Below are 26674 nucleotides of genomic sequence, written 5' to 3' on the forward strand. Positions count from 1 at the left end.
GTCCCTGGGCCTCGTTAGGCTTGCAGGGTGACGGACTCCGCAAAGCCTACCCTTCTCGTCGTCGACGGCCATTCCCTGGCCTACCGGGCGTTCTACGCCCTCCCCGTCGAGAACTTCACGACGAAGGACGGGCAGCACACGAACGGCATCTACGGCTTCCTGTCGATGTTCGTCAACCTGATCAAAGCCGAGAAGCCGACGCACCTCGCCGTCGCGTTCGACACCTCGCGCGAGTCGTTCCGCACCCGCGAGTACACCGAGTACAAGGCCAATCGCACCGAGACGCCGAGCGAGTTCAAGGGGCAGATCCCGCTGCTGCAGGAGTGCCTCGACGCGATGGGCGTGACGGTGCTCACGAAGCCCGACTTCGAGGCCGACGACATCCTGGCGACGCTCGCGACGCGCGGCGCGGCAGACGGCTACCGGGTGCTGCTCTGCTCGGGTGACCGCGACACGATCCAGCTCGTCACGGACGAGATCACTCTGCTGTACCCGTCGGTCCAGGGCGTGTCGCAGCTGAAGCGCTACGACCCCGCCGCCGTGGTCGAGAAGTACGGTCTCGCGCCCGAGCAGTACCCCGACATCGCGGCGCTGGTCGGCGAGACCAGCGACAACCTCCCCGGCGTCCCCAAGGTGGGCGAGAAGACCGCCGTGAAGTGGCTCACCCAGTTCGGCTCGCTCGACGCGCTGCTCGACGGCGCCGACACGATCAAGGGCGTGGTCGGCGGCAACCTGCGCGAGCACATCGAGGACGTCCGCCGCAATCGCCGGCTGAACCGCCTGCTGCGCGACGTCGAGCTGCCGGTGGAGCTCGACGATCTCGCGGCGAAGCCGCTCGACGCGCAGGCCGTGCGCGACATCTTCGCGCGGCTCGAGTTCCGGACGCTGCTGCCGCGCGTGTTCGAGGCGGCCGGCGCGGTCGCCGACGAAGAGCCGCAGGCGGCCGCCGAGCCGGCTCCGGCGCCGCGCGAGCTGAGCGCGGCCGATCTGACCGCGTGGGCTGAGGCCGCCGAGGGCGAGGTGGGCGTCACGGTCGTGATCCAGGGCGGCCGTCCCGACCGCATCGGGCTCGCGACGGCGTCGGAAGCCGTGGAGGCCTCATGGTCCGAGGAGCTCGGGGCGTCACTGGGACCGTGGCTCGGCTCGGACGCGATCCCGAAGGTGATGGCCGACGCCAAGCCGCAGGTGAAGGCTCTTGGCCGCGCGGGGGTCGCGCTCCGCGGCCTGGCCTTCGATCCGATCATCGCCGGGTGGCTGCTGCGCCCGAGCTTCCCCGACCGCACCCTCGGGCACCTCGTCGAGCGCTACCTCGGCGAGAAGCTGCCGGAGGCGGATCCGTCGCAGCTCGTCCCCGAGAACGAGGGCGCGACGCCGGGGCAGCTGTCCTGGTACGCGCTGCGCGTGACCGCCGGAGTGCGCGACGAGCTGCCCGAGGCGGTGCTGTCGGTTCTGACGGACATCGAGCTGCCGACGCTCGTGACGCTCGCCGACATGGAGCTCGCGGGTGTCGCTGTCTCGCACGACAAGCTCTCCCGCTTCTCGGGGGAGCTCGGCGGTCGCGCGGAGGCCCTCGCGCAGGAGGCGTACGCGGCGATCGGGCACGAGGTGAACCTGGGGTCGCCGAAGCAGCTGCAGGAGGTGCTGTTCGAAGAGCTCCAGCTGCCGAAGACCCGGAAGACCAAGACGGGCTACACGACCGACGCCGCCGCCCTGGCCGACCTGCAGGAGAAGGCCCACCACCCGTTCCTCGACGTCCTGCTGCAGCACCGCGAGGCGACGAAGCTCAAGCAGATCATCGACGGACTGGACGCCGCGATCGGCGCCGACGGACGCGTGCACACCACGTACGTCCAGACCGGCAGCCAGACCGGCCGCCTGTCGAGCACCGACCCGAACCTGCAGAACATCCCGATCCGCACGGAGGAGTCCCGACGCATCCGCGCCGCCTTCGAGGTGGGCGACGGCTACGACGCGCTGCTCACCGCCGACTACTCGCAGATCGAGATGCGGATCATGGCGCACCTGTCGGGCGATCCGGGCTTGATCGAGGCGTTCAACTCGGGCGAGGACCTGCACCGCTTCGTCGGCGCGCGGGTCTTCGGCGTGGCGCCAGAAGACGTCACGCCGGCGATGCGCACGAAGGTGAAGGCCATGTCGTACGGCCTCGTCTACGGACTGTCGGCGTTCGGCCTCTCCAAGCAGCTGCGCATCGAGCAGTCCGAGGCGAAGTCGCTCATGCTCGAGTACTTCGCGCGCTTCGGAGCGGTGCGGGACTACCTGCGCGCATCCGTCGCGCAGGCGCGCGTCGACGGCTACACCGAGACGATCTTCGGTCGCCGCAGGCCCTTCCCCGATCTCACCAGCCCGAACCGGCAGCTGCGCGAGAACGCCGAGCGTGCCGCACTCAACGCCCCCATCCAGGGCAGCGCGGCCGACATCATGAAGATCGCGCTGTTCCGCATCCACGACGACCTGCGGGGCATGGGCTCGCGGGTGCTGCTGCAGATCCACGACGAGCTCGTGGTCGAGGTCGCGCCGGGGGAGTGGGACGACGTGGAGCGCATCGTCCGAGACCGCATGGGCACGGCCGCCGACCTCACGGTGCCGCTCGACGTGCAGGTCGGGCGCGGCGCGGACTGGAACGAGGCCGCGCACTGAGCGCGGCGGACGAGAAGGATCGGACGGGGATGACGGATCAGCCGCAGGAGCGACGCCAGACGGAGATCGACAGGATCGCGGAGGACTGGACCTCCGAGGTCGTCCGCCTGTCGCCGATCGCCGCCACCTACATCGGCCGCACGGAGGCGAACGACCGCTACGACGACTTCAGCCCGGCCGGGCACGAGGACGCGATCGCGACGGGTCGGCGCACCCTCTCGGCGCTCGAGGCCGCGACGCCCGTCGACGACGTCGACCGCGTCACGCAGACCGACCTCGGCGCCGAGCTGCGCCTGTCCGCCGAGCTGCACGAGGCCGGCTGGCACCTGCGCGACCTCAACGTGATCGCATCCGCGACGCAGGACGTGCGGCAGGTGTACGACCTCATGCCGACCGCGACCGCCGAGGACTGGGCCGTCATCGCCCGGCGCCTCGACGCGGTGCCCGACGCGCTCGACGGCTACGTCGAGACGCTGGCCGAGGGCATCCGGCGCGGCGTCGTCCCGGCCGCCCGTCAGGTGCGGGAGGTCGCGGGACAGATCCCGCGGTACACCGCCGACGACGGATTCTTCGCCTCGCTCGTGTCCGGCGCGGCCGCGGAGAGCGCATCCCTTCCCGCGTCGCTCCGCACCGATCTGGAGCGCGCGGCCACAGCGGCGCGGGCGGCCTATGACCGGCTCGCCGACTTCCTCACGGGAGCCCTGGCACGGGCGGCGACCGAGAAGGACGCGGTGGGGCGCGACCTCTACGCGCTGCACTCGCGCCGCTTCCTCGGCGCGCAGATCGACCTCGACGAGACCTACGAGTGGGGCATCGACGAGCTCGCACGCATGACCGAGGAGCAGGAGTCCATCGCGCGACAGATCCTGCCCGGCGCCACGGTCGCGGAGGCCGTCGCGCACCTCGAGACCGACCGCTCCCGCAAGCTCGTCGGCACGGCGGCGCTGCGCGAGTGGATGCAGGAGACGAGCGACCGCGCGGTGGCCGAGCTCGGCAGGACCCACTTCGACATCCCCGAGCCGATCCGCACGCTCGAGTGCATGATCGCCCCCACGCAGGAGGGCGGCATCTACTACACGGGCCCGACCGACGACTTCTCGCGTCCCGGGCGCATGTGGTGGTCGGTTCCCGAGGGGGTGACCGAGTTCGACACGTGGCGCGAGCTGACGACCGTGTACCACGAGGGTGTTCCGGGCCATCACCTGCAGATCGGCCAGGCGGTCTACAACCGCGCCCAGCTGAACTCCTGGCGCCGCCTGCTCGCCGGCACCTCGGGTCACGCCGAGGGCTGGGCCCTGTACGCCGAGCGGCTGATGGAGCAGCTCGGCTATCTCGACGACCCGGCCGATCGGCTGGGAATGCTCGACGGACAGCGGATGCGCGCGGCGCGCGTCGTGCTCGACATCGGCGTGCACCTGGGCAAGCCGCGTCCCGACGGTCAGGGCACCTGGGACGCCGACTACGCGCTCGAGTTCCTGCGCGCCAACGTGAACATGCCCGAGGAGTTCGTGCGCTTCGAGGTGAACCGCTACCTGGGCTGGCCCGGGCAGGCGCCTTCGTACAAGGTCGGCCAGCGGCTGTGGGAGCAGGTGCGAGACGCGTACCGCGTCGCACGCGGCGACCAGTTCTCCATGAAGGAGTTCCACAAGCGCGCGCTCGACCTCGGTGGCGTCGGGCTCGACACGCTCAGAACGGCCCTCCTCGGCTGATCAGGAATAGCCGAGGTCGCTTCCCAGTTCCATGCACGTGAATGGAGGATGCGACATGGACATCGAGCTCGGACTGGACACCTTCGGGGACGTCGCGCGCGGACCGGACGGCGCCCGGCTCTCCGACGCGGAGACCATCCGCGACATCGTCGCGCAGGCGAAGCTCGCCGACGAGGTGGGACTGCAGTTCTTCGGCATCGGGGAGCATCACCGCCACGAGTTCGCGGTCTCCAGCCCCGAGGTCGTGCTCGGTGCCATCGCGTCCGTGACGACGGACATCCGGCTGGGCACGGCGGTCACTGTGCTCTCCAGCGACGACCCGGTGCGCGTGTACGAGCGGTTCGCGACGCTCGACGCGGTCTCCCAGGGGCGCGCCGAGGTGATCCTCGGTCGCGGCTCTTTCGTCGAGTCCTTCCCCCTGTTCGGCTACGACCTGCGTGACTACGAGGCGCTGTTCGAGGAGAAGCTCGACCTGTTCGTGCAGCTGCTGGCCGAGCGTCCCGTGTCGTGGCAGGGCACGATGAGGCCGGCGCTGAAGGACGCGGATGTCTTCCCGAAGACCGAGCACGGACTCACCGCGTGGGTCGGTGTCGGCGGATCTCCCGACTCCGTCGTGCGGACGGCGCGGCACGGTCTCGGCCTCATGCTCGCCATCATCGGCGGGGCGCCCGCGCGGTTCCGGCCGTACGTCGACCTGTTCCACCGCTCCCTCGCGTCGTTCGAGAAGCAGCCCGCCCCGGTCGGGGTGCATTCGCCCGGTCACATCGCCGAGACCGACGAGCAGGCGTGGGATGAGCTGTACCCCGACATGGCCGCGCTGCGCGAGAAGATCGGTCGCGAGCGAGGCTGGGCGGGCGGCTACAACCGGCTCCAGTTCCAGAACGAGGTGGGCCCGGACGGCGCGGTCTTCGCCGGTTCGCCCGAGCGCGTCGCGCGGAAGATCGCGGACACGGTGCGCACGCTGGGCCTGACGCGCTTCGATCTCAAGTTCGCCAACGGCGGCCTTGAGCACGACAAGCTCATGAAGAGCATCGAGCTGTACGGCACGGTCGTCGCGCCGCGTGCGCGCGAGCTCCTCGCCGAGTGACGCGTAAGGGTCGTCCTGACCATTAGGCTGGCGGGATGACCGCGCCCTCGGCACGCCTGGATTCCCTGCCCTTCACCCGCAAGCACCTGCGCCTGCTGACGGGATCCGGCATCGGCTGGGCCCTCGACGCGATGGACGTCGGCCTGATCTCGTTCATCATCGCCGCGCTCGGCGCGCAGTGGGGCCTGAGCGACGGTGAGAAGGGCTGGATCACGTCGGTCGGCTTCATCGGCATGGCGGTGGGCGCGAGCCTGGGCGGGCTGCTCGCCGACCGCCTCGGGCGGCGGCAGGTCTTCGCGCTCACCCTGCTCGTCTACGGCCTCGCGACCGGAGCCAGCGCGCTCGTCGGGGGAGTGGCGGCGCTGCTCGTGCTGCGCTTCCTCGTCGGCCTGGGGCTGGGATCCGAGCTGCCCGTCGCGTCCACCTACGTCAGCGAGTTCGCGCCCACGCGCATGCGCGGACGCCTGGTCGTGATCCTGGAGGCGTTCTGGGCCGTCGGCTGGACCGCATCGGCGCTCATCGGGTACTTCGTCGTCCCGCTCGAGGACGGCTGGCGGTGGGCGTTCGCGCTGGGAGCGATTCCCGCCGCCTACGCGCTCGTCGTGCGCTGGGCCCTTCCGGAGTCGCCGCGCTACCTCGAGAGCAGGGGACGCATCGTCGAGGCCGACGCGATCGTCCGGCAGTTCGAGGCCTCCGCCGGCCGCTCCGTCCCGCGTGTCGCGTCGCCTGACGTCGCCGCCGAGATCGTCCACGCCCCGCCCGCTCCGCGAGGTCTCGCCGCGGTCGCCGCGCTGTGGGCTCCGACGCTCCGGACCCGCACGGCCGCCCTCTGGCTCGTCTGGTTCTGCGTGAACTTCTCCTATTACGGCGCCTTCATCTGGATCCCGTCGATCCTGTTCGCGCAGGGTTTCGATCTCGTGCGATCGTTCGGTTTCACGCTCATCATCACGCTCGCGCAGCTGCCCGGATATGCGGTCGCGGCCTGGCTGATCGAGGTGTGGGGGCGGCGCGCGACGCTCGCGACGTTCCTCGTCGGCTCGGCCGTCGCCGCGATCCTGTTCGGAAGCTCGACCGAGGTGTGGCAGATCATCGCCTCCGGCATGGCCCTGTCCTTCTTCAACCTGGGCGCGTGGGGCGCGCTGTACGCCGTGACGCCCGAGCTGTACCCGACGGCGCTGCGAGCCACGGGCGCGGGCTGGTCGGCCGCGGTGGGCCGCATCGCGTCGATCGTGGCGCCGTTGTTCGTGCCGTGGGCGATGGGCGTGGGCGGCGCCCCGCTGCTGTTCACGGTGTTCTCGATCTTCTTCGCCATCGCCGCGCTCGGAGCGGTTCCGCTGGCGGAGCGCAAGGGCGCCGCGCTCGAGGAGCGCCTGCCGGTCGGCTGACCCGGGCCGCATGCGGGCGGCGGCATAGACTGCCGCCATGGCGGACGTGCGTTACGCGGCGATCGGGGACTCCTTCACGGAGGGCGTGGGAGACGAGCTGCCGGACGGCACGCCGCGCGGCTGGGCGGATCTCGCCGCGCAGGGGTGGGCCGACGCGCTCGGTGAACCCATCCGATACGCCAACTTCGCGATCCGCGGCCGCCTGGCGTGGCCGATCGTCGAGGAGCAGCTCGAGGCGGCGCTCGCGCTGGGGCCGACCCACCTGTCGTTCAACGGCGGCGGCAACGACATGCTGCGCCCGCGCACGCCGATCTCGCGCATCGCCGACGCGTTCTCGCACGTGCTGCGGCGCTGCGACGAGGAGGGCGTCACGCTGATCCTGCTCTCGGGTGCCGATCCGACCGAAGGGCTGCCACTCGGCGGTCTGGTCCGGCGCCGCGGCGATCAGCTGTCTGCCGCCGTCGAGGCCCGCATGGCGGGGCGCGACGACGTCGTCCGTGCCCTGAACTGGCCGGATCGCGAGCTCGCGCGTGCGCCGTACTGGTCGCAGGACCGGCTGCACATGAACACCCGCGGTCACCATCGCGTGGCGGCTCGCGTCCTCACGGCACTCGGGCTCCAGCCCGACCCGGAGTGGTGGTCGCTGCCGCTCGACGATTCGGGCGTGCGCCTGCGCGGCGCCGCGTACTACCGCACGCACGTGGGGCCGTGGCTGCGGCGCAGGCTGACGCGCACCTCGTCGGGAGACGGCCGTGTGCCGAAGTTCGCCCAGTGGCAGGAGCTCCGGCCCGGCGGAATGACTCATGCGTCCGAGGGGTTGGACCCGTCGTGAAGAAGATCGGGTTCCTGTCCTTCGGCCACTGGACGCCGCACCCCGAGTCGGGCACGCGCAGCGCGAGCGACATGCTGCTGCAGTCCATCGACCTGGCCCAGGCCGTGGAGGACGTCGGCGCGGACGGCGCCTACTTCCGCGTGCACCACTTCGCGCGGCAGATGAGCTCGCCGTTCCCGTTGCTCGCCGCCGTCGGCGCGAAGACGTCGCGCATCGAGATCGGCACCGGCGTGATCGACATGCGCTATGAGAACCCGCTCTACATGGTGGAGGACGCCGGCTCGGCTGACCTGATCTCGGAGGGCCGCCTGCAGCTCGGCATCTCGCGTGGCTCACCCGAGCAGGTGATCGACGGCTGGAAGCACTTCGGGTACGGCAGCGCGGACGACGATCCGGACGGGTCGCAGATGGCGCGCGGCAAGACCGAGCTGCTGCTGCAGCTGCTCGAGGGCCGGGGCTTCGCGCAGCCGAACCCTCGCCCGATGTTCCCCAATCCGCCGGGCCTGCTGCGGCTCGAGCCGCACAGCGAGGGCCTGCGGCAGCGCATCTGGTGGGGCGCCGGCTCGAACGCCACTGCGGTGTGGGCCGCCGAGCGCGGCATGAACCTCATGAGCTCGACGCTCAAGAACGACGAGACCGGCGAGGCCTTCCACGTGCAGCAGGCGGAGCAGATCCGGCTGTTCCGTGAGGAGTGGGCGAAGCACGACTGGGGCTACGAGCCGCGCGTCTCGGTGTCGCGCTCGATCGTTGCGATCACGGATCATCGCGACCGCCGGTACTTCGTCGGCGGGGGCGACCACGAGGATCAGATCGGGTACATCGACGCGAGCACGCGCGCGATCTTCGGGCGCTCGTACGCGGCAGAACCCGACGCCCTGATCGAGGAGCTGCGACGCGACCAGGCTGTCGCCGAGGCCGACACGCTGCTGATCACGATCCCCAGCCAGCTCGGCGTCGACTACAACACGCACCTGATCGAGTCGATCCTGACGGAGGTCGCGCCCGCGCTCGGCTGGCGCTGAGCGCTCAGCTGCCGTCGGGATCGGCCGTCGGCAACGCGGATGCGTGCAGATCCACCTCCACCAGCGGGGTGCCGGTGTCCACGTACAGCCGCGCGCCGGGGACGGTGGCCGCCCGCAGGCGAGCGATCGCGGAGGGGTGGTCGCGCGGGTGCCGGCCGTCCAGAACCCCGACCCGGCAGGCGAACACCAGGTCGAAGGGAGCCGTCCCGGGCGGCAGCTCGAGCTCTTCCACGCGGCCGACGAGCACGCTGATCGCGCCCCGCTCGATCTCGGCGCGGCAGGTCGCCTCGGTGCGGGCGATCCCCGTCGCGGACCGATCGACCACCAGCACATGGCCGCCATCGCCGACGGCGGAGGCGACCGCACGCGCCGCGGCTCCGGGCGCGCCGCCGATCTCCAGCACACGCAGCCCGGGCCGGAGCGGCAGTGCGTCCACGACGGCGCGGAGCCGTGGCGAGAGGTCAGTCACCCGCGCCCGCTCCGCGGTAGCCGACCATGAACGACGGCTCGATCCGGTACATCCGGACGTCGTCGCCCCACGTCGTCGGGTCGGAGCCGTAATGGCGAGACCAGTGGTCGATCGTCTCGGGCCAGGACGGATCGTCGGGTGTCAGGCGCACCGCCGTGCCGTGGCAGAACACGCCGAGCCGCTCGCCCTCGACGTGCGCGGCGCTCACGGCGGGGCGCGCGGCGATGTGCCGCGCCTTCGCTGCGCGGCCGTCGGTGCCGAACGTCCACCGGCCGTGCAGGAAGTGGCCGTCGACAGCGCTGGTGCGCGGCTCGCCCTTCGCCGTGACCGTCGAGAGCGCGAGCACCTTCATCCCGCTGAGCGCGTCGACGAGCTGCGCGGCGTCGAGCACATGATCGCCGCTGATGATCGTGCGCAGATGCGCGGTGCCGCCGCGATGCGATGCGTCGAGCAGCCGCTGCAGGGCCTGGATCTCCTCGGGTGACTCGTACATGCGCGCGAGCGTAAGGCCGGCCACCGACATCGCCGGGCGCGGGTCAGGCCAGGGGCGTGCCCTGATGGTGCACGAGGCGCCAGCCGTCCGGATCCCGCCGCCACAGCGAGCTGCGGCGCGCACGGCGCTCGTGCCGCACGGACGCCCACGTCACGAGGACGACGCCGTCGGCGATCGCATGGCCTGCGAGATCCTGCATGTCCGTCGCCGCAGGCGCGTCGCGCGTGAGCGCATCCGCGATGCCGGCGTGATCCCACGCCCGTCCGGAGTCGTCGATCCCGGCGAAATCGGGGGCGATCAGCCGCTCCAGGCGGGCGGTATCGTGCCGGAGGTCGGACGTCTGCAGCTCGCGCTCGAGGTCGAGGACGGTGGCGACGTCGTCCGGCTCCGTGCGGAATCCGGGGCGCGCTGCCCGTTCCTGGAGCGTCTCGAGCTCCTGGAACAGCGTCACCTGCAGGTCGCCGGGGGTGCGCAGACGTGCGTTGAGCGAGCGCCACGGCGTCTCGCGCGGCGTCGCCGTCACGGTGGCTCCGGCGGCCGCGAGCACGTCGGTCGTCGCCGCCGTGTCGTCGACCTCGAACGCCAGCCGCATCCGTTCGCTGCGGTCGCCGTCCGTCTCGACGCGGTCGATCATCCGGACCTGCGCCGGGTTCGACAGCTCGAGCGTCGCGCGTCCGGCGTCCAGGATGGATACGCGCGCGTCGCCGTCGCCGTGATACGACTCCTGCTCGGGCAGGCCGAGCACGTCCCGGTAGAACCGCAGGGCGGCGTCGTAGTCCTCCGCCTCGACCACGACGCGCAGCTGGTGCGTCGTCATGCCGTCGCGCCGATCAGGTCGGCGGTCGAGGCGATCGTCGCGAAGCCGCCGCCGTGCAGGTTCGTCGCGGTGGCCGCCATGAGCGCATCCGCGGGGGTCACGGCACCGTCGGGACCGGCGAGGTCGAACGTGCGGGTCGCGTCGAGCGCCACGACGACGTCGAAGCCGAGGTTGCCGCCCATCCGCGCCGTCGTCTCGACGCACATGTTGGTCTGGATGCCGCACAGCACGATGCGCGAGAGGCGCGCCTCGCGCAGCCACGCGGCCAGATCGGGCTCGCCGTAGAACGCCGAGTTGACGGTCTTGGTCACGAGCAGATCCGGAGTCGTCGCGGCGACGACATCCACCAGCGCGTTCCCCGGCGCGCCCGGGTGCAGGGGAGAGGAGGAGTTCACGCTGTCGTGCCGCACGACGACGAGAGGATCGCCCTGCGTCCTCCAGTGGCCGATCAGGCGGGCGACGTTGTCCTCGCACTGCGGGTGGTTCGTGGTGGGTCCCCAGGACGGATCGAGGAACCCCTGCTGCATGTCGATCACGACGAGGGCGGTGGTCATGCCTTCATTCCACACCCGCGCCCGCGCCGACGTCTCGCGATCCGCGGTCGCGACGCGCCGGAATCCTGCCAATCAGGAGCGCTCGGCCATGGCCGCGACCTCCGCGATCACGCGGGGATGCGCCAGGATGCGGAAGTGGCCGCCGGTCTCGAGCACCACGTTGTGCGCGCCCGCGAGCTCGCTGCCGCCCGGGATGTGGGGGTCGAAGCGCCCGTAGATCGACACGATGCGCGCGTTCACGGCCGTCTCGCGTGCCAGCGCCTGGATGGTCGCATCGCGCGGGGAGAAGCTGCGCAGCGTCGGCAACATCATCAGGTCGGCGTAGCGGGAGCCGCCGAACGGCGACGCGACCGCGACCATGCCGTAGATCCGCTGCGTCGCGGGCCCCAGCGCCATGACGTGCTTGCCGATCAGGCCGCCCTTGCTGTGGGCGACGATCACGACGTCGCGCAGATCGTGCTTATCGAGGTAGTCGGCGACGATCCGGGCGCCGTCCGCGACCGGCTGCCGGTTGTGGCGCAGCGGATCGAGCAGGTGCACCTGATGCCCGCGATCGTGCAGCGCGACCACGAGCGGCTGCAGGAACTTCCACGACTCGTACACGCCCGGGACGATCACGATCGGCGCGCGGTCGCCGGTGCGGAACCAGAGCGGATCCGTCCGGTTCGCGAACGAGCGCGCCTGCCAGGCCGCGGCGTATGCGTAGTCGGCGGCCCACCATCCGAGCCGCTGCAGGATCTTCGTCACGTGCCCTCCTCGTCGAGGAACCACTCGAGCGCTGCGGCGGTGGCGCGCGGCGATGTGTGCTGTGCCAGGTGAGGGTGCCGCGGCACCTCAACCATCCGTCCGCGGCGCGCCCCGTCACGCAGCCGCCGGCACCATTCGCGCCCCGCGATCGGATCCCACCCGCCGCGCAGCACGAGCAGAGGCTGCGCGAGGTCGGCCACGCGGTCCTCGATGCGGTAGGAGAGCATGTGAGGCAGCTGCTGCAGATACCAGCGCACTCCGGAGCGCGCGTACTCCATCAGCACTCGGGTGTTCGCGGTCGGCGGTTCACGCAGCATGTCGGCGCCGAGGGCCGTGGCCTGCGCCAGTGGACTGCGGTGGCGCGCGTCGGCGACGGGACCGATCGTCACCACATGGCTCACGAGATCGGGACGCTGGGCGCCGAGCTCGACGACCCATTGGGAACCCATCGAGTTGCCGACCGCGACCACGGGCCCCGCGCCGATCCGCCCGAGCACGGTCGCGATCCCCGCCGCCATCTCGGCGACGTCCGGCGAGTCGTCGGGCTTGGGGAGGCCGCCGAAGCCCGGCAGATCGAGCGTGTGGACGGTGTGCCGAGCGCTCAGCACGCCGTGCAGGCGGGAGAACAGCCGGTGCGAGATCCCGATGCCGTGCACGAGCACGAACGTGGCCTTCGCATCCCCTCGCTGCGACGACCACACCCGGAAAGTCCGACCGTCGACGTCGAGGAGGCGCGCAGGCAGCATGGACTCCATCTTGCGTCATGCGCGCGTCTGTGAGCGACGACTTGACAGGCGGACGCGCCAGAGGGGTTCCGGATGTCGGTGGCCATTGCCACGATGTCCGCATGGCGCTTCCTCCCCTCGAACGGCAGATGTTCCTCGCCGAGCCGCACGTCGGCGCCGTCGCCGTCGCGGCGCACGACCGCGCGCCGGTCGTGGTGCCGATCTGGTACCAGTACGAGCCGGGCGGCGACGTGCGGATCATCACCCCGGCCGACTCGCGCAAGGCGCGGCTCATCGGTGAGGCCGGCCGGTTCAGCCTGCTCGCGCAGCGGTACGCACCGCAGCCGCGATACGTGAGCGTCGAGGGGCCGGTCGTGCGGGTCCAGGAGGTGACGCGCGAGATCGAAGAGCCCATGGTGCGGCGCTATCTGCCGGACGATGCAGTCGGACCGTATCTCGATGCGTCTGCGTCCTTCGGCCCTCAGGTCGCGATCGACATGCGCCCCGAGCACTGGCTGTCGGCCGACATCCCGCTGCCCTGAGCCATGAGCGCGCAGCCGTGGGTCCTGCACGTCGACATGGACCAGTTCATCGCCGCCGTGGAGGTGCTCAGACGCCCCGAGCTGGCGGGGCTTCCGGTGATCGTCGGCGGCAGGGGAGACCCGACCGAGCGGGCGGTCGTGTCCACGGCCTCCTATGAAGCACGCGCGTTCGGGATCGGATCGGGCATGCCGCTGAAGATCGCGGCCCGCAAGGCGCCGGAGAACGCCGTCTTCCTCGCCGTGGATCATGCCGCCTACGCGGAGGTCTCCGAGGGAGTCATGGGGACGCTGCGGGCGCTGCCGGGCGTCGTGGTCGAGGTGCTCGGCTGGGACGAGTGCTTCCTCGGCGTAAGCACGGACGACCCGGAGGACATCGCACGGCAGGCGCAGGCCGCCGTGCTCGAGCGCACGCGCCTGCACTGCACGGTCGGCATCGGCGACAACAAGGTGCGCGCGAAGATCGCCACGGAGTTCGGAAAGCCACGAGGGGTGTTCCGCCTGACGAAGGCGAACTGGTTCGAGGTGATGGGCGACCGGCCGACCCGCGCGCTGTGGGGTGTGGGCGCCAAGGTCGAGAAGCGTCTCGCGGCGCACGGCATCACGACCGTGACTCAGCTGGCGGAGGCGTCGCCGTCCGAGCTCGTCGCCGAGTTCGGCCCCCGCATGGGCGTCTGGTACCACGAGCTCGGTCGCGGGCTCGGCCCCGCCGTCGTGGACGACTCGCCGTGGATCGCGCGCGGCCACAGCCGTGAGACCACCTACCAGCGCAACCTCACGACGCAGGCGGAGGTCGCGGACGCCGTGCGCGTGCTCGCTGGGCAAGCGTTCGACGACTGCGCCGCCGAGGGCCGGGCCGTCATGCGCGTGCACCTGAAGGTTCGTTACGCGCCGTTCGAGACCAAGACGCTGGGACGCAAGCTCCCGGCGCCGACGACACGGCGCGAGGAGGTCGTCGAGGCGGCGGTGGCGCTGAGCGCGACGCTCGAGGAGCGTGAGGTGCGGCTCCTGGGCGTGCGCGCCGAGATGGTGATGCCTTCCGAGGGTGACGGCGTCGAACGCACGCCGGTGCGCGGCCGCTTGTAACGCGGTGCCATGCCCCGCCTCGTGCGGGGAGGATGGAGGGATGCAGGATCTCGAGCTCGCGCGTATCCCGGCCGGCGCCGTCACGCTCCACGACGCGCGCCGCAAGGAACGGCGCAGGGTGCTCCTGGAGGAGTTCGAGATCGGCGTCTACGCCGTGACGCAGGAGCAGCTCTCGGAGCTCATCGGCGAGGGCGAGGAGCATCCGCACCCGCGCAGGCCCGCCGTGGACGTGAGCTGGCAGCGGGCGATCCGGTTCTGCAACGCGGCCTCGGAATGGGAAGGGCTCGACTCCGCATACTCGTTCGAGGGCGAGGACGTGGTGTGGCACGTCGATGCAGACGGGTACCGTCTCCCCACGGAAGCCGAGTGGGAGTACGCCTGCCGTGCCGGTTCCTCGGGGCCGCACTACGGCCCCCTGAAGGACATCGCGTGGACCGCCGCCGACGGCCTGCGGGCGCCGCGCGACGTCGGCGGCAAGATGCCGAACCTCTTCGGACTGTTCGACACGCTCGGCAACGCGTGGGAGTGGTGCTGGGACCTGCTGGACCCCGCGCGGTACGGGGACTATCGCGTCTTCCGCGGCGGGGGCTTCGCCGACGAGGCGTGGAACGTGCGCGCGTCGGTGCGGCGGGGCGGCGGCCCACGCATGCACCACGACGACCTCGGCTTCCGTGTCGCGCGCGGCGGCTTCGACACGGTGCGCGGCGCGCAAGGGTGGTCGGAGGCGGCCGATCGCGAGCGCGCGGCCGTGGATGGACCCTTGCCTCCCGGCTGGACGCCGCGCCGATGACCCTCGACCGGCGCTCCCGGCTCGCCTAGCGTGACGCCATGCTCATCATCGGCTCCATCGTCCTCCGCGTCGACGACATCGCGGCGCAGACGGCCTTCTGGACGCAGGCCCTCGACTACGTCGTGCGCGACCCGCACGACGACGACTTCGTGGTGCTCGTGTCGCGCACGGGGGCGGGGCCGAACGTGTCGCTGGACACCATGCGATCGGAGCGCATCCTTCCTCCGCGCATCCACCTCGATCTCTACGCGCAGGATCAGGCGGCCGAGGTGGCGAGGCTGCGCGCACTGGGTGCGGCGGAGGTGCAGTGGGACGGACGTCCGGACGATGCCGACTACGTCATCCTGGAAGATCCGGAGGGCAACCGGTTCTGCGTCGTCGACTCCGCCGAGTGGGACGGCTGGGCGCGCCGGAGCGATACGGTGACCGGATGAGCTTCACCGTGGCCGAGATCACCGCCGACGACTGGGAGGCGTTCCGGGACATCCGGCTGCGCATGCTGCAGGACACCCCGCTTGCCTACGGGGAGACGTACGAGGCGAGCCTGCGCATCCCGGAGGCGGAGTGGCGCTCGCGTGCCGGGCGGGGGCAGGAGCCGCACAACGCGTCCTTCGTCGCGGTGGCCGAAGACGGCACCTGGATCGGGATCATGCGGGGATACGTGTCGCAGGCGCGCGGGCCGATGCTCATCAGCGTCTTCGTGGACCCCGGGTGGCGCAGCAGGGCGACCGGCGTCGCGGATGCGCTGCTCGACGCGGTGATCGAGTGGGCCCGCGGCGAGGGCGACACCCTGCGCCTGGAGGTGCATGCGGACAACCCGCGTGCGGCGGCGTTCTACGCGCGCCGCGGCTTCGTCCCGACGGGCAATCGGCGTCCATATGAGCTCCCGCCGCACGGTGACGAGGTGGAGATGGAGCTGCCGCTCGGTCGGTGAGTGCGGGGTGTCCGCTTCCTGGCAATGCGCTGGATCCGTTTGTTACCTCCCCGTTACCTGCGCGTAAGGTGGCACGTCGAACCGCGAGGGACCGCTGTCGCATCCGCCCCCAGAGTCCCTCGTGCCCGGAACCTACCCTTCCGGTCGGGCGGACGATCGCGACCATGTCGGCGATCGAGACAGGACCGTGGAGTTCCGAGTGATCCTGAACAAGAAGACCCGAATCGACGCCCGCTCCCGTTCGTCGCGGATGGCGCGCGGCGGGCTCCTGGCCGCCGGCGTGCTGGCCGCCACGGCCGGCGTGCTCGTGCCCTCCGCGGCCAACGCCGCGGACGAGGGGACCTGGGACGCCCTCGCGCAGTGCGAGTCCGGCGGCAACTGGGGCATCAACACAGGCAACGGCTACTACGGGGGCCTGCAGTTCTCGCAGTCCACGTGGGAGGCGAACGGCGGCTCGGGCAGCCCGGCCGCGGCCTCGCGCGAGGAGCAGATCCGCGTCGCCGAGAACGTGCTCGCGACGCAGGGCTGGGGCGCCTGGCCCAGCTGCTCGGCACAGATCGGCGCGAGCGGGTCGGCGGAGCCGAGCGCGGCAGCGCCCGCCCCGGCGCCCGCGGCGGAGGCGCCGGCCGCGCCGGTGACGGACGGCGGCGCCGCGCAGGTCCCTGCCGCTCCGGCTGCGCCCGCCGCGCCGACGTACACGCTGCCCGACGTGGAGGCCTCGGACGAGACCGTCACGGTCGAGTCCGGCGACTCGCTGTTCGCGATCGCCGAGGAGGCCGACGTCGAGAGCGGTTGGCTCGGCATCTTCGCCGTCAACCAGGACACCATTTCCAACCCCGACCTCATCGAGGTGGGTCAGGAGCTCGTCCTGCCCGCGGAGTAATCACCGCGCGATCGTGTGGGCGCGCGTCCCCTCCGGGGCGCGCGCCCACACGCGTCTGCGGAGGGGCCGCACGATGCGAGAATCGCGAGCATGACCGACGTCGCCGCGCCCCGGTGGACACCGCCACGCGGCCGCGGAAGGACGTCCGAGGCGACCGCGCGCATCGGATCCGGCGAGCTGGTGTGGCGTCGCGCCACCTCGGAGCTGCTGCGCTGGGCCGTCAAGACCCGCAGCGGCTTCTCGGTCGCCGACACCGCGCCGGTCGCCGAGGGACGGCGCGTCACCGTCGTCGCACACGTGGGCCCGATCCGGATCGTCGAGCCGGTGCAGGTGATGAGCGTCGTGGCCGAGGAGTCGCGCGTCGGGTTCTCGTATCGGACCCTGCCCGGGCATCCCGTCTCCGGTGAGGAGGCGTTCATCCTGCACCGGGACGGTGAGGCCGTTCACCTCACGGTGCGCTCGCTCGCGCGGCCGGCTCCGCAGGGCCCGTGGCGGGTTGCGTTCCCGCTGCTGCTGATCGTCCAGCGGATCGTGCGCCGTCGGTATCTGCGCGCGCTTCGCTGATCCTGGCCCTCGTGCACGAGCTGTTCGCACACCGGCTCGATAATGGGGGAGTGGAGCCGTGGGAGCTGCGTGAATGGTTCGAGGACTATCTCGACGCCTGCAATCGGCACGACCCGAATCGCATCCGCGAGTTCATCGCCCCGTCGGTGCGGAGGGCGCACCTCACCGGCGGCGTCGACGCCTGGATCGCGGATCTGGACGCCCTGTTCCACGCGTTTCCCGACTGGCGGTGGCGGCGCATCCAGCTCATCGTCGAGGACGACCGCGTCGCGGCGCACCTGAGGGGGAGCGGCACGCACCTGGGTGCTTTCCTCGACGTGGCGCCGACGCGGCGCCACGTCAACGTCGCCGAATTCGCCATGTACCGCGTGGCGAACGGGCGGATCACCGAGTTCACCGGGTCGTCCGACCACGAACTGCTCAGTCAGATCGCCCCGTAGAACTCACGCGAATCCCGGCCATCGTGGCACGCGAGGGGACAGGCGATCGCGATTCCCGCTCGTCAGACGGCGGGCATGTCACGATCGGGCGATGGCGACGATCTTGCACGAGCCTGCGCACTACGCGTGCCCCTTCTGCGGGATCCAACGTGGGCAGTTCGACGACCACAACCAGCCCACTGACGTCGTAGGCGTGACCGAGGACGCCTTCGCGCGAATCGCTCCGAAAAGGTGGCCGGGGAATCCGGGTGCGGTGCTCGTGATCCCACGCCGGCACACCGAGAACCTGTACTCCATCACGCCGGAGGAGAACCGGGCCGTGTGGGACCTCACGCGGCGGGTGGCGATCGCCATCCGTGATGGGTACGACTGCCACGGCACCTCGGTGCGGCAGCACAACGAACCCGCAGGGGAGCAGGATGTGTGGCATCTGCACGTGCACGTCTTCCCTCGGTACGAGGGCGACGCTCTGTACGAGCGCCACCGGGAAGCTCGCTGGGTGGCCGCGGATGAGAGGGCGGCGTACGCCGAGCGCCTGCGGGCGCGCCTGCGGTTGCCCACGAGCTTCTAGGACGGCGTGGGCTCATCGCAAGAACGGCGCCTAGGCGTCTCGGCGTTGGGCGACGATCGCGGCATGCGGTCGCACGCCCTCGTCCTGTCGTGACACCGATCGTGACGGTTCGAAGCCGGCATCGGTCAGGAGGCGGGCGAGAACAGGCGTGGGCCAGTAGTAGGCGGTCACGACGGCATGCGGGAAGCTCTCCACGCGCGAGCCCTCGAAGAAGCCGACCAGCAGGCTTCCGCCAGGTCGCGTCACGCGTGCGAGCTCGGTCAGGGCGGCCGGCATCTCCTCCGGTGGCGTGTGGATCAGGGAAGTACCACGCCAGAACTCCCGACGCATACGCATCCGGGACGTCGAGCGCCGGAAGGGCCCCGGGCCGGAACGGCACGCCTGGAAACCGGGACTGCGCATGGGTCAAGAATTCGGGCACCATCTCGAACCCCTCGGCGGTGGCGCCCGCTCTGAACAGGAAGTCCGTCCAATGTCCTGGGCCCGAGCCGACATCCAGCACAGGGCCGCGCACGGTGCGGACCCACTGGCCGATCAACTCCTGGTCCTCGGGATGTGCCGCATCGACGGTTCCGAACAGCTCGACGTACTCACCGGCGCGCTGCCCGTACGCGCGCGCGATCTCGTGATGCGACACGGTGTCCACGCTAGCCGTGGCAGGATCGTCGACGTGCAGCGCCTCTATGTCGTCACTCATCCGGAGGCGACGCATCACGTCGATGGCCTCGTGGGCGGATGGTACGACTCGCACCTCACCGTACGAGGGCTGGCCCAGGCGGAGCGGATCGCCGCCTTCCTGCGATCCAGCATCCCGGCCGACGCGAGGATCCAGCTGGTGTCCTCGGATCTCGCGCGAACAGCGCAGACCGCAGCCGTCATCGGGGCCGCGCTCGGCATCGAAGCGGAGCTCGACTCGGACCTGCGCGAGAAGTCGTATGGCATCGCGGAGGGTCGTCCACAAGCGTGGCTTGACGAGCGATTCGCGTTCCCGCCTGCACAGGGGGAGCGGCTGGATCACGACCCGGCGATCGACGGAAGCGAGACCAAGCGCACGTGGGTGGAACGAGCACACACCGCGGTCGCCCGGCTCGAGCGAATCGAAGCGGACTACCGTGTCGTCGTCACGCACGGCGGAACCGCGAACTGGGTCATCACGGCGTGGATGCGGATCCCTGTCGCCGCCTGCGGGTACGCCGCGTTCAAGCTGCCATCCGGTAGCGTGACGATCCTGGAGGAGGACGACCGCTTCCACAATCGGACGCTGGTCTCGCTGGGGAAGCGCGCGTACGACGGCGAGGTCTGAACGTGTCGATGCCTACGTTCCGGGAAACTGGACGTTGACGAACTCGCCGACCATCTCTCCGTCGAGCTCGCCGACAGGTGCCGAGGGGTGCAGGACCGCGGTGCGGTTCGCGAACGTGACAGTGATCCGTAGCTGGTCTCCGCACGCCTGGAGCCACTCGCCCGTGGAGGACACCACAACGACGAGACACACGACCGCTCTGCTGTCCTTGCCCTGCGCTTTTGCGGCGTAGTAGTCCGCGCCCTCAGCGTCGGCGCCCTGGTAGCGGACGGAATCTGCGTCGATACTGGTGTCCCCGCTGGTCTCCACGACGGCGGGGAGCACGTCAAGCTGTGTGCTGGCGGTGTCCAGAGGGCCATGCTCCGCGACGCACCCCGTCAGGCTGAACAGGGTCAGACCGACAACGGCGATGGCCCGCGCCCCTGATCGCTTCCGCACGCTGTCACAGTAGCGGGAAGCGCTCTCCCCACCAGCAACCCGGCGCCGGTGACCACTTCCCGGGCGGGTAGGGACGCGCCTGGGTAAGTGGCGCCGGTGCCTCAGCCCCGCGTGGGCGTGTATCGGAGAACGTTTGTGTCGCGCCGCTCGAAGCCGACAGCCTCATAGAGGCGCAGCGCTGACGTACGTGATGGGCGAGAAGTGAGGTCGAGCGTACGGAGGCGGCGACGCGTAGCCTCCGCAGTGATCGACTCAAGCAGCGAGCGTGCGACCCCACGCCCTCGCATGTGCCGGTCGACGACTACATCCTCGACCAGGCCGCGCCAGCCCGTCACGAGTGGAAACGTCACAAGTGTCGCCATTCCGACGATGCGACCCGACTCCCGAGCGACGAAGAGATCCACGCCAGGAGAGGTGATCATGGCGGCGACCCGTTCTCGATCGAACATGGCGCTAGACGACAGTTGCCTGAGGAGCATGTCGACCCGCCGTGCGTCATCATCATCTAAGGCCTGCGCGATCGTGACGTAAGTGTTTGTCGCCATGTGTCGGGAGCTTAGATGAGTCCCGCACTGACGTTACGAGCGCGCTCCGCTGGCCTTGCCGTTCACCGTCGGATGGGGAGGCTGTCGCCGTCGTCGGCTCATCGGGACCCCTCCGTTTGCTGAAAAGGCGCGTGAGAAGCGGTCCGCCGACATGGCGATCAGTGAAATGAGCGACCGAGCAGGGTCGGCTCGATGCAGCCGCGTTGCGGTCCCTAGACTTCCGGCGTCGCGCAGATTGCGGAAGCGCGGGTGGCCCTGAACCCCTGATCACCGGTCGCTGCTCGGAGCTGAATCAAGGCATCATCGTCGCGCCACTCGACGTTCCAGCGGCCTTCCGAGGGCAGATCGAAGAAGTTCCCGTCGCCGTCGCGCCATCTCACATCGGTTGTGACAAGCGTGAAGCTGCCGGGCGGAGCCAGGTACACCCGTCCGTGACTGCTCCATGCGCCCGACACGGCGCCGAACACGACGCGACAGCCGGCAGCGCTCTCCTGCGGGGCGATCGTGAAGGTGCTGGGAAAGAGGTTCGCGACGAGCGCTGTAACCGCCGCCACGCACCATACCGCCGCCGCAGGGATCGCACCGGCGGACAGACCGAGAGCGCGGATGACAGGGTGGCGCCGGGACGAGAGCGACGGCGTTCCTGCCACCAAGTGGACCACGGAGAGCACGAGCCATGCGGTCCAGCAAGCGCTACCGAAGAGGAACGCCAACAGCACCATGGTGCCGGTCGCCAGGATGACGTTGCCTACGACGAAAATCGGGTAACCGGGGAGGCCGGTGAACAGAGTGACAGTGAGGGCGAGCAGAAGGACCAGCCCCACAGCCGCAAGAGTCCAGCGGAGAGCCGAATACGTGGTTGAGTTCCCGATGGGCATGCGGCGCACGCTACCTCCGTCAGTCGGCCAGATAGCCGGTGCGCGGGTCGATCCCGGATAGGAAAGCGCGAATCTCGGAGCGAATCTCATCGTCCGTGCGCGCTGCGATGTCCGATTCTCCGACCGAGAATCCATAGTTTGCATTCGGGCCGCTCACCCAGGTGTGGTGAATCGTGCTGCCGTCTCTCACAACATCGAACTCCTCACCATTGACGACGAATCGCAGGGGTTCGGTCACGCCGCCATCGTCTCACGTCGGGTTTTCTGGCACGTTGAAGGACCGGCATCCGCGCTGCTCAACGCGTATTCGCGCGGGGAAGTGCGCTGATTCGGCATGTGGTCGTTCAGGGTGCGAACATCAGCGCGGCCGCGTAGGAGGAGTGGGCCCACCACATGCCCGCGACAAGAATCAGCGCAACGAAGCCGATGGATGTCAGCGAGGCCGGAGCTCTTCTGCCTGCCCGAGCCGCCACCACGATCCCTGCGATCAGGATGACCGCGGCGAGCACCTGCCAATAGACGCTCATCGCAAGGCTGAATTCCGCCTCGTCATCGCCGATCGACAAGAACAACGAGGCCACGGCGAAGAGCGTCGAGACCGACGCTGCGCAAGCCAAAGCCATCACAGTCCGCACCCGCGTTGCACGCTCAGTGCGGACGGGCGGCTCTCCGCCGGGACGATTGACGGCGTCGCTGCCATCGGCGGCGAGGGAGCGGCGTGCGGTGAACCACCAACCGAGGGTGAGGGCCGGGCTTGCAGAGATCGCGGCGACGACCGCGGGGAGTGCAACGCCCGCGTATCCATCCTCCGAGATTCCCCCTTCAAGCACCCAGATTCCGCAAGCGGTCGTCGCGGCACCGATCGCAAGCCCGAGTGCCGCGAACGCCCACAAGTGTCGGGAGACCTTTGGTTGTCGACGCATCACCCAGCCGAGACCGTATGCGAGCGGTGAGCCGAGAAGGAGTGCACCGATTGACCCGGGAATCGTGACGTACAGAGCCAGGAGGCCATAGCCAGCCAATGCGAACAGCAGCAGAACTTGGTGGAGAACGAGGAAGCATACCCACGCTGCAATCGCACCTCGCGCGAACTCCCACGGGGTGAAGCGCATCGGTTCTCTGATCGTGCGCGGCGAGACGACGACACGAGGATCAGCCATGCCGCAAAGGTATCCCGCAGCATCAGCTCGGCAGGAGGGGGCGTAGGGTTCGCTGGGTCGAACTGGTTGAGCTGACATAATGTGCATTATCGGCTAACGAGCTTTCCACCGGCCGGCCGTTCAGGGCGTCCTTGAGTGGCGCAACCCGCGTCCGTCAGATCTCCGCGGCGAAGCTCTGGGAGACGACGATGCGATCCACGTCGATGCGTAGAGCGACGCGCTCCGGGTTGGGCCGAGGCGTGCGATAACGCTCGGCATACCGGGCTTCGGCGCGACGCACCGACTCGGCGTCAGTCAGGACCTGCGCGCTGCCTTCGATCGTCGACCAGTGCCGCCCATCAACCTGGCAGGCTGCGATCCGCGGGTCGCGCCCGATGTGGACGGCCTTCAGCGAGGTCCGCGAGGTGATGACCCAGGCACAGCGCTGCTCGAGGTCGAGTGCGACGCCGACAGGCGTCACGTGCGGCCGCCCGTCCGCGCGCAGCGTCGTCAGGGTGCACAGATGCCGCTCGGTCCAGAAGCTCAGGAGGGATGCGGGAAAGAGATCCCAGCCGGGGCGCCACGAAGCCATACGCTCATCGTCGCACGCGGCTTAGCCCTCCCCCTCGCTATATATCGCGTCCGCAGCCGTCCGGCGATCACCGTCGGGTGGCCGCCTCCCCGCGGGTCTTGCTGCTCTCGATCGACTGGATCCACCGTTCGAGGTCACGTGCTCGGCGGAACAGCAGCACGGGAGGCGCGCCGGCGTCGGCTTCCCAGTCGCGCATCGTCGTCCGTTTGCGGCGCCAGGAACGGAAGTGCCACAACACAATGGAGTCGCGCGAGAACAGCTGGCGCCATGTCTCACGGTTGCCGGCGAAGAGCTCCTGCCGGGTCACGACGCGATGAAACGTACGCCGCGTGACTCGTAACAACGAAAACCAACGGGGATAGTCCAGGCCGATGACGAGTTCGGCCCGTGACAGCACGAGCTGCTTCCAATCACCGTATGCGCTGTCGAGCAACCACTGCTCCCCCGCCATTGCCATCTGGACCAGCACGATCTGATCCTCGAGCGGGCGCGGCACCCATGCCGGCATCCAGCCGATCTCATCGACGAGCGTCACGGGAACGCCGAGTGCCGCCCCGATGCGCAGCGCCGCAGTGGTCTTGCCGGATCCCGTGACGCCGTAGAGGAGGATGCGGCCCGGCACCGGATCGGCTGGAGATGCCGCGCTCACGCCCCGACGTACTTCGCCAGGTGCTCCCCCGTCAGCGACGACTTCGCTGCGACGAGGTCCGCGGGCGTGCCCTCGAATACGATCCGGCCACCGTCGTGGCCGGCACCCGGACCAAGGTCGATGATCCAGTCGGCGTGCGCCATGACCGCCTGGTGGTGCTCGATCACGATGACCGACTTGCCGGAGTCCACGAGACGGTCGAGAAGCCCCAGGAGGTTCGCCACATCCGCGAGGTGCAGACCGGTGGTCGGCTCGTCGAGCACGTACACGTCGGCCTTCTCCCCCATCTGGTCGGCGAGCTTGATCCGCTGCCGCTCACCGCCCGACAGGGTCGACAGCGGCTGACCGAGGGTCAGGTAGCCGAGTCCGACGTCCTCGAGGCGCCCCAGGATCGCCGCGGCAGCCGGGATCTTCGCCTCGCCCTCCGAGAAGAAGGGCCGCGCCTCCGCGACAGGCAGGTCGTACACCTCGGTGATGTCCTTGCCACCGAGCTTGTACTCGAGCACGCCGGCCTGGAAGCGCTTTCCGCCGCAGTCCTCGCACGGCGTCTCGACCGTGTCCATGAACCCGAGCTCCGTGATGATCACACCCGCGCCCTTGCACGTGGGGCACGCGCCCTCGGAATTCGCGCTGAACAGCGCGGGCTTGACGCCGTTCGCCTTAGCGAAGGCCTTGCGGATCGGCTCGAGCAGGCCCGTGTACGTCGCGGGGTTGCTGCGCCGCGACCCCCTGATCGCCCCCTGATCGATCGCCACGACGCCCTCGCGGGGCGAGACCTCGCCGTGGATGAGCGAGCTCTTCCCCGATCCCGCGACGCCCGTCACGACGGTCAGGACGCCGAGCGGGATGTCGACGTCGACGTCCCTCAGGTTGTTGCCGCTCGCGCCGCGGATCTCGATCGACCCCGAGACCGAGCGCACCGACGGCTTCAGCTGCGCGCGGTAGTCGAGGTGCTGTCCCGTCAGGGTGCCGCTGGCCTTGAGGCCGTCGACCGTGCCCTCGTAGCAGATTGTGCCGCCCGCGCTGCCGGCACGCGGGCCCAGATCGACAACGTGGTCGCCGATCGCGATCGTCTCGGGCTTGTGCTCGACCACCAGCACGGTGTTCCCCTTGTCGCGCAGCTGCAGCAGCAGCTCGTTCATGCGCTGGATGTCGTGCGGGTGCAGGCCGATCGTCGGCTCGTCGAACACATAGGTGACGTCCGTCAGCGACGAGCCCAGGTGACGCAGCATCTTGATCCGCTGCGCCTCTCCCCCGCTCAGCGTGCCGGAGGGGCGCTCGAGGCTGAGGTAGCCGAGACCGAGCGTCACGAACGCGTCGAGGTTCGCGCTGAGCGCTTTCAGCAGCGGCCCGGCGCCCGGCTTGTCCAATCCACGCACCCACGCGGCGAGATCCGTCACCTGCATGCGGCAGGCGTCCGCGATGCTGACGCCGTCGATCTTGGACGACCGCGCACCCTCGGTCAGGCGGGTGCCGTCGCACTCGGGACAGGTCGCGAACGTCGCCACCCGCTCGACGAACGCCCGGATGTGCGGCTGCAGCGATTCGACGTCCTTCGACAGCATCGCCTTGCTGATCTTGGGGATGAGACCCTCGTAGGTCATGTTGATCCCGGCGATCTTCACCTTCGTGATCTCGCCGTAGAGGAACGTGTGCCGCTGCTTGTCGGTGAAGCTCGAGATCGGCTTGTCGGCCGGGTAGAAGCCGGACTCGGAGAAGCCCTTCACCATCCAGCCGTCCGGCGTGTAGCCGGGCACCTGGATCGCACCCTCGTTCAGCGACTTCGACTCGTCGACGATCTGCGACAGATCGAGGTCGGAGACCTGCCCGCGGCCCTCGCAGCGCGGGCACATCCCGCCGAGGTAGATCACGTCCTTCACGATCTTCTTCTCGCCCTTGGGGCCCGTCATCACCCCGCTCGCCTTCTGCGTCGGGATGTTGAACGAGAACGCGGTCGGGCCGCCGATGTACGGCTCGCCCAGCCGGCTGAACAGGATGCGCAGCATCGCGTTCGCGTCCGTGACCGTGCCGACGGTCGACCGCGGGTTCGCTCCCAGCCGCTCCTGGTCGACGATGATCGCGGTGGTCAGGCCCTCGAGCACATCGACGTCGGGGCGCGGGACGGACGGCATGAAGCCCTGCACGAACGCGCTGTAGGTCTCGTCGATCATGCGGCGCGACTCGGCCGCGATCGTGTCGAAAACGAGCGAGCTCTTCCCTGAGCCGGACACTCCCGTGAACACCGTCAGCCGGCGCTTTGGGATCTCGACGCTGACGTCCTTGAGGTTGTTCTCGCGGGCGCCCTGCACGCGGATCAGGTCGTGGCTGTCGGCGGGGTGGTCCGGCATGTGGGGCTCCTGGGAAGGGACGAGACGGGACGGGAGGAGGGGAAGCACGGATTCGGATGGATCAGGCGCGCTGCTGGATGCGGATCGCATTGCCCGCGGGGTCGCGCACGGCGAAGTCGCGCACGCCGTAGTCCTGGTCGATCGGCTCCTGCACGATGTCGACGTCGGGGTGCGCCTGGATCTGCTCGAAGACGGCATCGACGTCGGGTGCGGCGAGCACGATGCCTGCGTAGGTGCCCTTCGCCATCATCTCGGCGATGGTCTGACGCTCGGTCTCGGTGATGCCGGGATCGACGGCGGGCGGAGTGAGCACGATGGCCGTGTCGGGCTGCCCGACGGGGCCGACCGTGATCCATCGCATGTTCTCGTAGCCGACGTCGAGGCGCACCTCGAAGCCGAGCACGTCCCGGTAGAACGCCAGCGAGGCCTCCGGGTCGGTGTGGGGCAGGAAACTCGTGCTGATCGTGATGTCCATGT

The 26674-nt window shown here is 69.9% G+C and carries 32 protein-coding genes; 16 read left to right on the forward strand and 16 right to left on the reverse strand.

The window, feature by feature from the left end; all coding sequences use genetic code 11:
• Positions 1-27: 27 nt before the first annotated feature.
• Genes polA through BJP60_RS07125 form a run of 6 tightly spaced genes read left to right on the forward strand, consistent with a single transcriptional unit; the run spans position 28 to position 8693 of the window.
• Entirely contained in the window at positions 28-2658 is a 2631-nt protein-coding gene (gene polA, locus BJP60_RS07100) for a DNA polymerase I (RefSeq protein ID WP_203138587.1), read from the forward strand.
• Between the two features lie 29 nt (positions 2659-2687).
• Complete coding sequence (locus BJP60_RS07105; protein ID WP_203138588.1) at positions 2688-4367, forward strand: DUF885 domain-containing protein; 1680 nt, start codon at positions 2688-2690, stop codon at positions 4365-4367.
• Between the two features lie 55 nt (positions 4368-4422).
• Positions 4423-5454: an LLM class flavin-dependent oxidoreductase gene (locus BJP60_RS07110; RefSeq protein ID WP_203138589.1), complete on the forward strand. Its 1032-nt coding sequence runs from the start codon at positions 4423-4425 to the stop codon at positions 5452-5454.
• 35 nt (positions 5455-5489) lie between these two features.
• Entirely contained in the window at positions 5490-6839 is a 1350-nt protein-coding gene (locus BJP60_RS07115) for an MFS transporter (RefSeq protein ID WP_203138591.1), read from the forward strand.
• Positions 6840-6876: 37 nt separating this feature from the next.
• On the forward strand, positions 6877-7671 hold the full coding sequence (locus tag BJP60_RS07120) for an SGNH/GDSL hydrolase family protein (protein WP_203138593.1): 795 nt from the start codon (positions 6877-6879) through the stop codon (positions 7669-7671).
• The gene (locus BJP60_RS07125; RefSeq protein WP_203138594.1) at positions 7668-8693 is read left to right on the forward strand and encodes an LLM class flavin-dependent oxidoreductase; all 1026 of its coding nucleotides are present in this window, start codon (positions 7668-7670) and stop codon (positions 8691-8693) included. Before BJP60_RS07120 ends, BJP60_RS07125 begins: the two co-directional genes overlap by 4 nt.
• Before the next feature lie 4 nt (positions 8694-8697).
• Here BJP60_RS07125 and BJP60_RS07130 read toward each other — a convergent pair whose 3' ends face one another.
• The 6 genes from BJP60_RS07130 to BJP60_RS07155 form a co-directional block, all read right to left on the reverse strand.
• Positions 8698-9129 (reverse strand): methyltransferase domain-containing protein, encoded by a 432-nt coding sequence (locus BJP60_RS07130; protein WP_238439611.1) that lies wholly within the window; start codon positions 9127-9129, stop codon positions 8698-8700.
• Between the two features lie 25 nt (positions 9130-9154).
• Positions 9155-9655, reverse strand: a complete 501-nt coding sequence (locus BJP60_RS07135) for a pyridoxamine 5'-phosphate oxidase family protein (protein WP_203138596.1) — start codon at positions 9653-9655, stop codon at positions 9155-9157.
• A 43-nt stretch (positions 9656-9698) separates the two neighbouring features.
• Positions 9699-10472, reverse strand: a complete 774-nt coding sequence (locus BJP60_RS07140) for a VOC family protein (RefSeq protein WP_203138597.1) — start codon at positions 10470-10472, stop codon at positions 9699-9701.
• Positions 10469-11026 (reverse strand): cysteine hydrolase family protein, encoded by a 558-nt coding sequence (locus BJP60_RS07145; RefSeq protein ID WP_203138598.1) that lies wholly within the window; start codon positions 11024-11026, stop codon positions 10469-10471. Before BJP60_RS07145 ends, BJP60_RS07140 begins: the two co-directional genes overlap by 4 nt.
• Positions 11027-11098: 72 nt before the next feature.
• Positions 11099-11773 (reverse strand): esterase/lipase family protein, encoded by a 675-nt coding sequence (locus tag BJP60_RS07150; RefSeq protein WP_203138599.1) that lies wholly within the window; start codon positions 11771-11773, stop codon positions 11099-11101.
• Positions 11770-12519 carry an alpha/beta fold hydrolase gene (locus BJP60_RS07155; protein WP_203138600.1) on the reverse strand — a complete coding sequence of 250 codons (750 nt, stop codon included), beginning with the start codon at positions 12517-12519 and terminating at the stop codon, positions 11770-11772. Before BJP60_RS07155 ends, BJP60_RS07150 begins: the two co-directional genes overlap by 4 nt.
• A gap of 101 nt (positions 12520-12620) precedes the next feature.
• Here BJP60_RS07155 and BJP60_RS07160 point away from each other — a divergent pair, with 101 nt between their 5' ends.
• The 9 genes from BJP60_RS07160 to BJP60_RS07200 all read left to right on the forward strand — a co-directional run bounded on the left by BJP60_RS07160 (position 12621) and on the right by BJP60_RS07200 (position 18305).
• Positions 12621-13040: a pyridoxamine 5'-phosphate oxidase family protein gene (locus BJP60_RS07160; protein ID WP_203138602.1), complete on the forward strand. Its 420-nt coding sequence runs from the start codon at positions 12621-12623 to the stop codon at positions 13038-13040.
• A gap of 3 nt (positions 13041-13043) precedes the next feature.
• Positions 13044-14123: a DNA polymerase IV gene (locus tag BJP60_RS07165; RefSeq protein WP_203138607.1), complete on the forward strand. Its 1080-nt coding sequence runs from the start codon at positions 13044-13046 to the stop codon at positions 14121-14123.
• Positions 14124-14163: 40 nt separating this feature from the next.
• Positions 14164-14913: a formylglycine-generating enzyme family protein gene (locus BJP60_RS07170; protein ID WP_203138611.1), complete on the forward strand. Its 750-nt coding sequence runs from the start codon at positions 14164-14166 to the stop codon at positions 14911-14913.
• 38 nt (positions 14914-14951) lie between these two features.
• A complete protein-coding gene (locus tag BJP60_RS07175; protein ID WP_203138612.1) occupies positions 14952-15347 on the forward strand; it encodes a VOC family protein in 396 nt (131 codons plus the stop codon).
• Positions 15344-15847, forward strand: coding sequence for a GNAT family N-acetyltransferase (locus BJP60_RS07180; RefSeq protein WP_203138613.1), 504 nt, complete (start codon positions 15344-15346; stop codon positions 15845-15847). Before BJP60_RS07175 ends, BJP60_RS07180 begins: the two co-directional genes overlap by 4 nt.
• Positions 15848-16034: 187 nt before the next feature.
• Positions 16035-16730 carry a transglycosylase family protein gene (locus BJP60_RS15445; protein ID WP_269467746.1) on the forward strand — a complete coding sequence of 232 codons (696 nt, stop codon included), beginning with the start codon at positions 16035-16037 and terminating at the stop codon, positions 16728-16730.
• 90 nt (positions 16731-16820) lie between these two features.
• Positions 16821-17294: a DUF1990 family protein gene (locus tag BJP60_RS07190; RefSeq protein WP_203138614.1), complete on the forward strand. Its 474-nt coding sequence runs from the start codon at positions 16821-16823 to the stop codon at positions 17292-17294.
• 11 nt (positions 17295-17305) lie between these two features.
• Positions 17306-17734, forward strand: a complete 429-nt coding sequence (locus tag BJP60_RS07195; protein WP_238439612.1) for an ester cyclase — start codon at positions 17306-17308, stop codon at positions 17732-17734.
• Positions 17735-17825: 91 nt separating this feature from the next.
• On the forward strand, positions 17826-18305 hold the full coding sequence (locus BJP60_RS07200) for an HIT family protein (RefSeq protein WP_203138615.1): 480 nt from the start codon (positions 17826-17828) through the stop codon (positions 18303-18305).
• Positions 18306-18335: 30 nt separating this feature from the next.
• Here the strand turns inward: BJP60_RS07200 and BJP60_RS15250 are convergent, their stop codons facing one another.
• Positions 18336-18581: a hypothetical protein gene (locus BJP60_RS15250; RefSeq protein WP_238439613.1), complete on the reverse strand. Its 246-nt coding sequence runs from the start codon at positions 18579-18581 to the stop codon at positions 18336-18338.
• 124 nt (positions 18582-18705) lie between these two features.
• On the opposite strand from BJP60_RS15250, the gene BJP60_RS07210 reads away from it, so the two are divergent.
• Positions 18706-19608, forward strand: coding sequence for a histidine phosphatase family protein (locus tag BJP60_RS07210; protein ID WP_238439614.1), 903 nt, complete (start codon positions 18706-18708; stop codon positions 19606-19608).
• A gap of 12 nt (positions 19609-19620) precedes the next feature.
• On the opposite strand, the gene BJP60_RS07215 is transcribed toward BJP60_RS07210, so the two are convergent.
• From BJP60_RS07215 to BJP60_RS07255, 9 genes are all read right to left on the reverse strand, one after another.
• Positions 19621-20046 carry a hypothetical protein gene (locus BJP60_RS07215; protein ID WP_203138619.1) on the reverse strand — a complete coding sequence of 142 codons (426 nt, stop codon included), beginning with the start codon at positions 20044-20046 and terminating at the stop codon, positions 19621-19623.
• A 101-nt stretch (positions 20047-20147) separates the two neighbouring features.
• Complete coding sequence (locus tag BJP60_RS07220; protein ID WP_203138620.1) at positions 20148-20591, reverse strand: GNAT family N-acetyltransferase; 444 nt, start codon at positions 20589-20591, stop codon at positions 20148-20150.
• 212 nt (positions 20592-20803) lie between these two features.
• Positions 20804-21469, reverse strand: coding sequence for a hypothetical protein (locus BJP60_RS07225; protein ID WP_203138621.1), 666 nt, complete (start codon positions 21467-21469; stop codon positions 20804-20806).
• A gap of 19 nt (positions 21470-21488) precedes the next feature.
• A complete protein-coding gene (locus BJP60_RS07230; protein ID WP_203138622.1) occupies positions 21489-21707 on the reverse strand; it encodes a hypothetical protein in 219 nt (72 codons plus the stop codon).
• 106 nt (positions 21708-21813) lie between these two features.
• Positions 21814-22629: a hypothetical protein gene (locus BJP60_RS07235; RefSeq protein WP_203138623.1), complete on the reverse strand. Its 816-nt coding sequence runs from the start codon at positions 22627-22629 to the stop codon at positions 21814-21816.
• 154 nt (positions 22630-22783) lie between these two features.
• Positions 22784-23200 carry a pyridoxamine 5'-phosphate oxidase family protein gene (locus BJP60_RS07240; protein WP_203138625.1) on the reverse strand — a complete coding sequence of 139 codons (417 nt, stop codon included), beginning with the start codon at positions 23198-23200 and terminating at the stop codon, positions 22784-22786.
• A gap of 67 nt (positions 23201-23267) precedes the next feature.
• Complete coding sequence (locus BJP60_RS07245; protein ID WP_203138628.1) at positions 23268-23849, reverse strand: adenylate kinase; 582 nt, start codon at positions 23847-23849, stop codon at positions 23268-23270.
• Entirely contained in the window at positions 23846-26197 is a 2352-nt protein-coding gene (locus tag BJP60_RS07250) for an ATP-binding cassette domain-containing protein (RefSeq protein ID WP_203138637.1), read from the reverse strand. The genes BJP60_RS07245 and BJP60_RS07250 overlap by 4 nt, the downstream gene beginning before the upstream one ends.
• A gap of 61 nt (positions 26198-26258) precedes the next feature.
• Entirely contained in the window at positions 26259-26672 is a 414-nt protein-coding gene (locus tag BJP60_RS07255) for a VOC family protein (RefSeq protein WP_203138638.1), read from the reverse strand.
• Positions 26673-26674 lie beyond the last annotated feature (2 nt).

The sequence above is a fragment of the Microbacterium sp. JZ31 genome (assembly GCF_016805985.1).
Classification (GTDB): domain Bacteria; phylum Actinomycetota; class Actinomycetes; order Actinomycetales; family Microbacteriaceae; genus Microbacterium.

Excerpts from the sequence above, each read along its gene's own strand:
- BJP60_RS07105 (WP_203138588.1), top strand. The coding sequence starts at position 2,688 with ATGACGGATCAGCCGCAGGAGCGACGCCAGACGGAGATCGACAGGATC.
- BJP60_RS07110 (WP_203138589.1), top strand. The coding sequence starts at position 4,423 with ATGGACATCGAGCTCGGACTGGACACCTTCGGGGACGTCGCGCGCGGA.
- BJP60_RS07115 (WP_203138591.1), top strand. The coding sequence starts at position 5,490 with ATGACCGCGCCCTCGGCACGCCTGGATTCCCTGCCCTTCACCCGCAAG.
- BJP60_RS07120 (WP_203138593.1), top strand. The coding sequence starts at position 6,877 with ATGGCGGACGTGCGTTACGCGGCGATCGGGGACTCCTTCACGGAGGGC.
- BJP60_RS07135 (WP_203138596.1), bottom strand. The coding sequence starts at position 9,655 with ATGTACGAGTCACCCGAGGAGATCCAGGCCCTGCAGCGGCTGCTCGAC.
- BJP60_RS07140 (WP_203138597.1), bottom strand. The coding sequence starts at position 10,472 with ATGACGACGCACCAGCTGCGCGTCGTGGTCGAGGCGGAGGACTACGAC.
- BJP60_RS07145 (WP_203138598.1), bottom strand. The coding sequence starts at position 11,026 with ATGACCACCGCCCTCGTCGTGATCGACATGCAGCAGGGGTTCCTCGAT.
- BJP60_RS07155 (WP_203138600.1), bottom strand. The coding sequence starts at position 12,519 with ATGCTGCCTGCGCGCCTCCTCGACGTCGACGGTCGGACTTTCCGGGTG.
- BJP60_RS07160 (WP_203138602.1), top strand. The coding sequence starts at position 12,621 with ATGGCGCTTCCTCCCCTCGAACGGCAGATGTTCCTCGCCGAGCCGCAC.
- BJP60_RS07165 (WP_203138607.1), top strand. The coding sequence starts at position 13,044 with ATGAGCGCGCAGCCGTGGGTCCTGCACGTCGACATGGACCAGTTCATC.
- BJP60_RS07170 (WP_203138611.1), top strand. The coding sequence starts at position 14,164 with ATGCAGGATCTCGAGCTCGCGCGTATCCCGGCCGGCGCCGTCACGCTC.
- BJP60_RS07175 (WP_203138612.1), top strand. The coding sequence starts at position 14,952 with ATGCTCATCATCGGCTCCATCGTCCTCCGCGTCGACGACATCGCGGCG.
- BJP60_RS07180 (WP_203138613.1), top strand. The coding sequence starts at position 15,344 with ATGAGCTTCACCGTGGCCGAGATCACCGCCGACGACTGGGAGGCGTTC.
- BJP60_RS07190 (WP_203138614.1), top strand. The coding sequence starts at position 16,821 with ATGACCGACGTCGCCGCGCCCCGGTGGACACCGCCACGCGGCCGCGGA.
- BJP60_RS07200 (WP_203138615.1), top strand. The coding sequence starts at position 17,826 with ATGGCGACGATCTTGCACGAGCCTGCGCACTACGCGTGCCCCTTCTGC.
- BJP60_RS15250 (WP_238439613.1), bottom strand. The coding sequence starts at position 18,581 with ATGCCGGCCGCCCTGACCGAGCTCGCACGCGTGACGCGACCTGGCGGA.
- BJP60_RS07210 (WP_238439614.1), top strand. The coding sequence starts at position 18,706 with ATGGGTCAAGAATTCGGGCACCATCTCGAACCCCTCGGCGGTGGCGCC.
- BJP60_RS07220 (WP_203138620.1), bottom strand. The coding sequence starts at position 20,591 with ATGGCGACAAACACTTACGTCACGATCGCGCAGGCCTTAGATGATGAT.
- BJP60_RS07225 (WP_203138621.1), bottom strand. The coding sequence starts at position 21,469 with ATGCCCATCGGGAACTCAACCACGTATTCGGCTCTCCGCTGGACTCTT.
- BJP60_RS07235 (WP_203138623.1), bottom strand. The coding sequence starts at position 22,629 with ATGGCTGATCCTCGTGTCGTCGTCTCGCCGCGCACGATCAGAGAACCG.
- BJP60_RS07240 (WP_203138625.1), bottom strand. The coding sequence starts at position 23,200 with ATGGCTTCGTGGCGCCCCGGCTGGGATCTCTTTCCCGCATCCCTCCTG.
- BJP60_RS07250 (WP_203138637.1), bottom strand. The coding sequence starts at position 26,197 with ATGCCGGACCACCCCGCCGACAGCCACGACCTGATCCGCGTGCAGGGC.
- BJP60_RS07255 (WP_203138638.1), bottom strand. The coding sequence starts at position 26,672 with ATGGACATCACGATCAGCACGAGTTTCCTGCCCCACACCGACCCGGAG.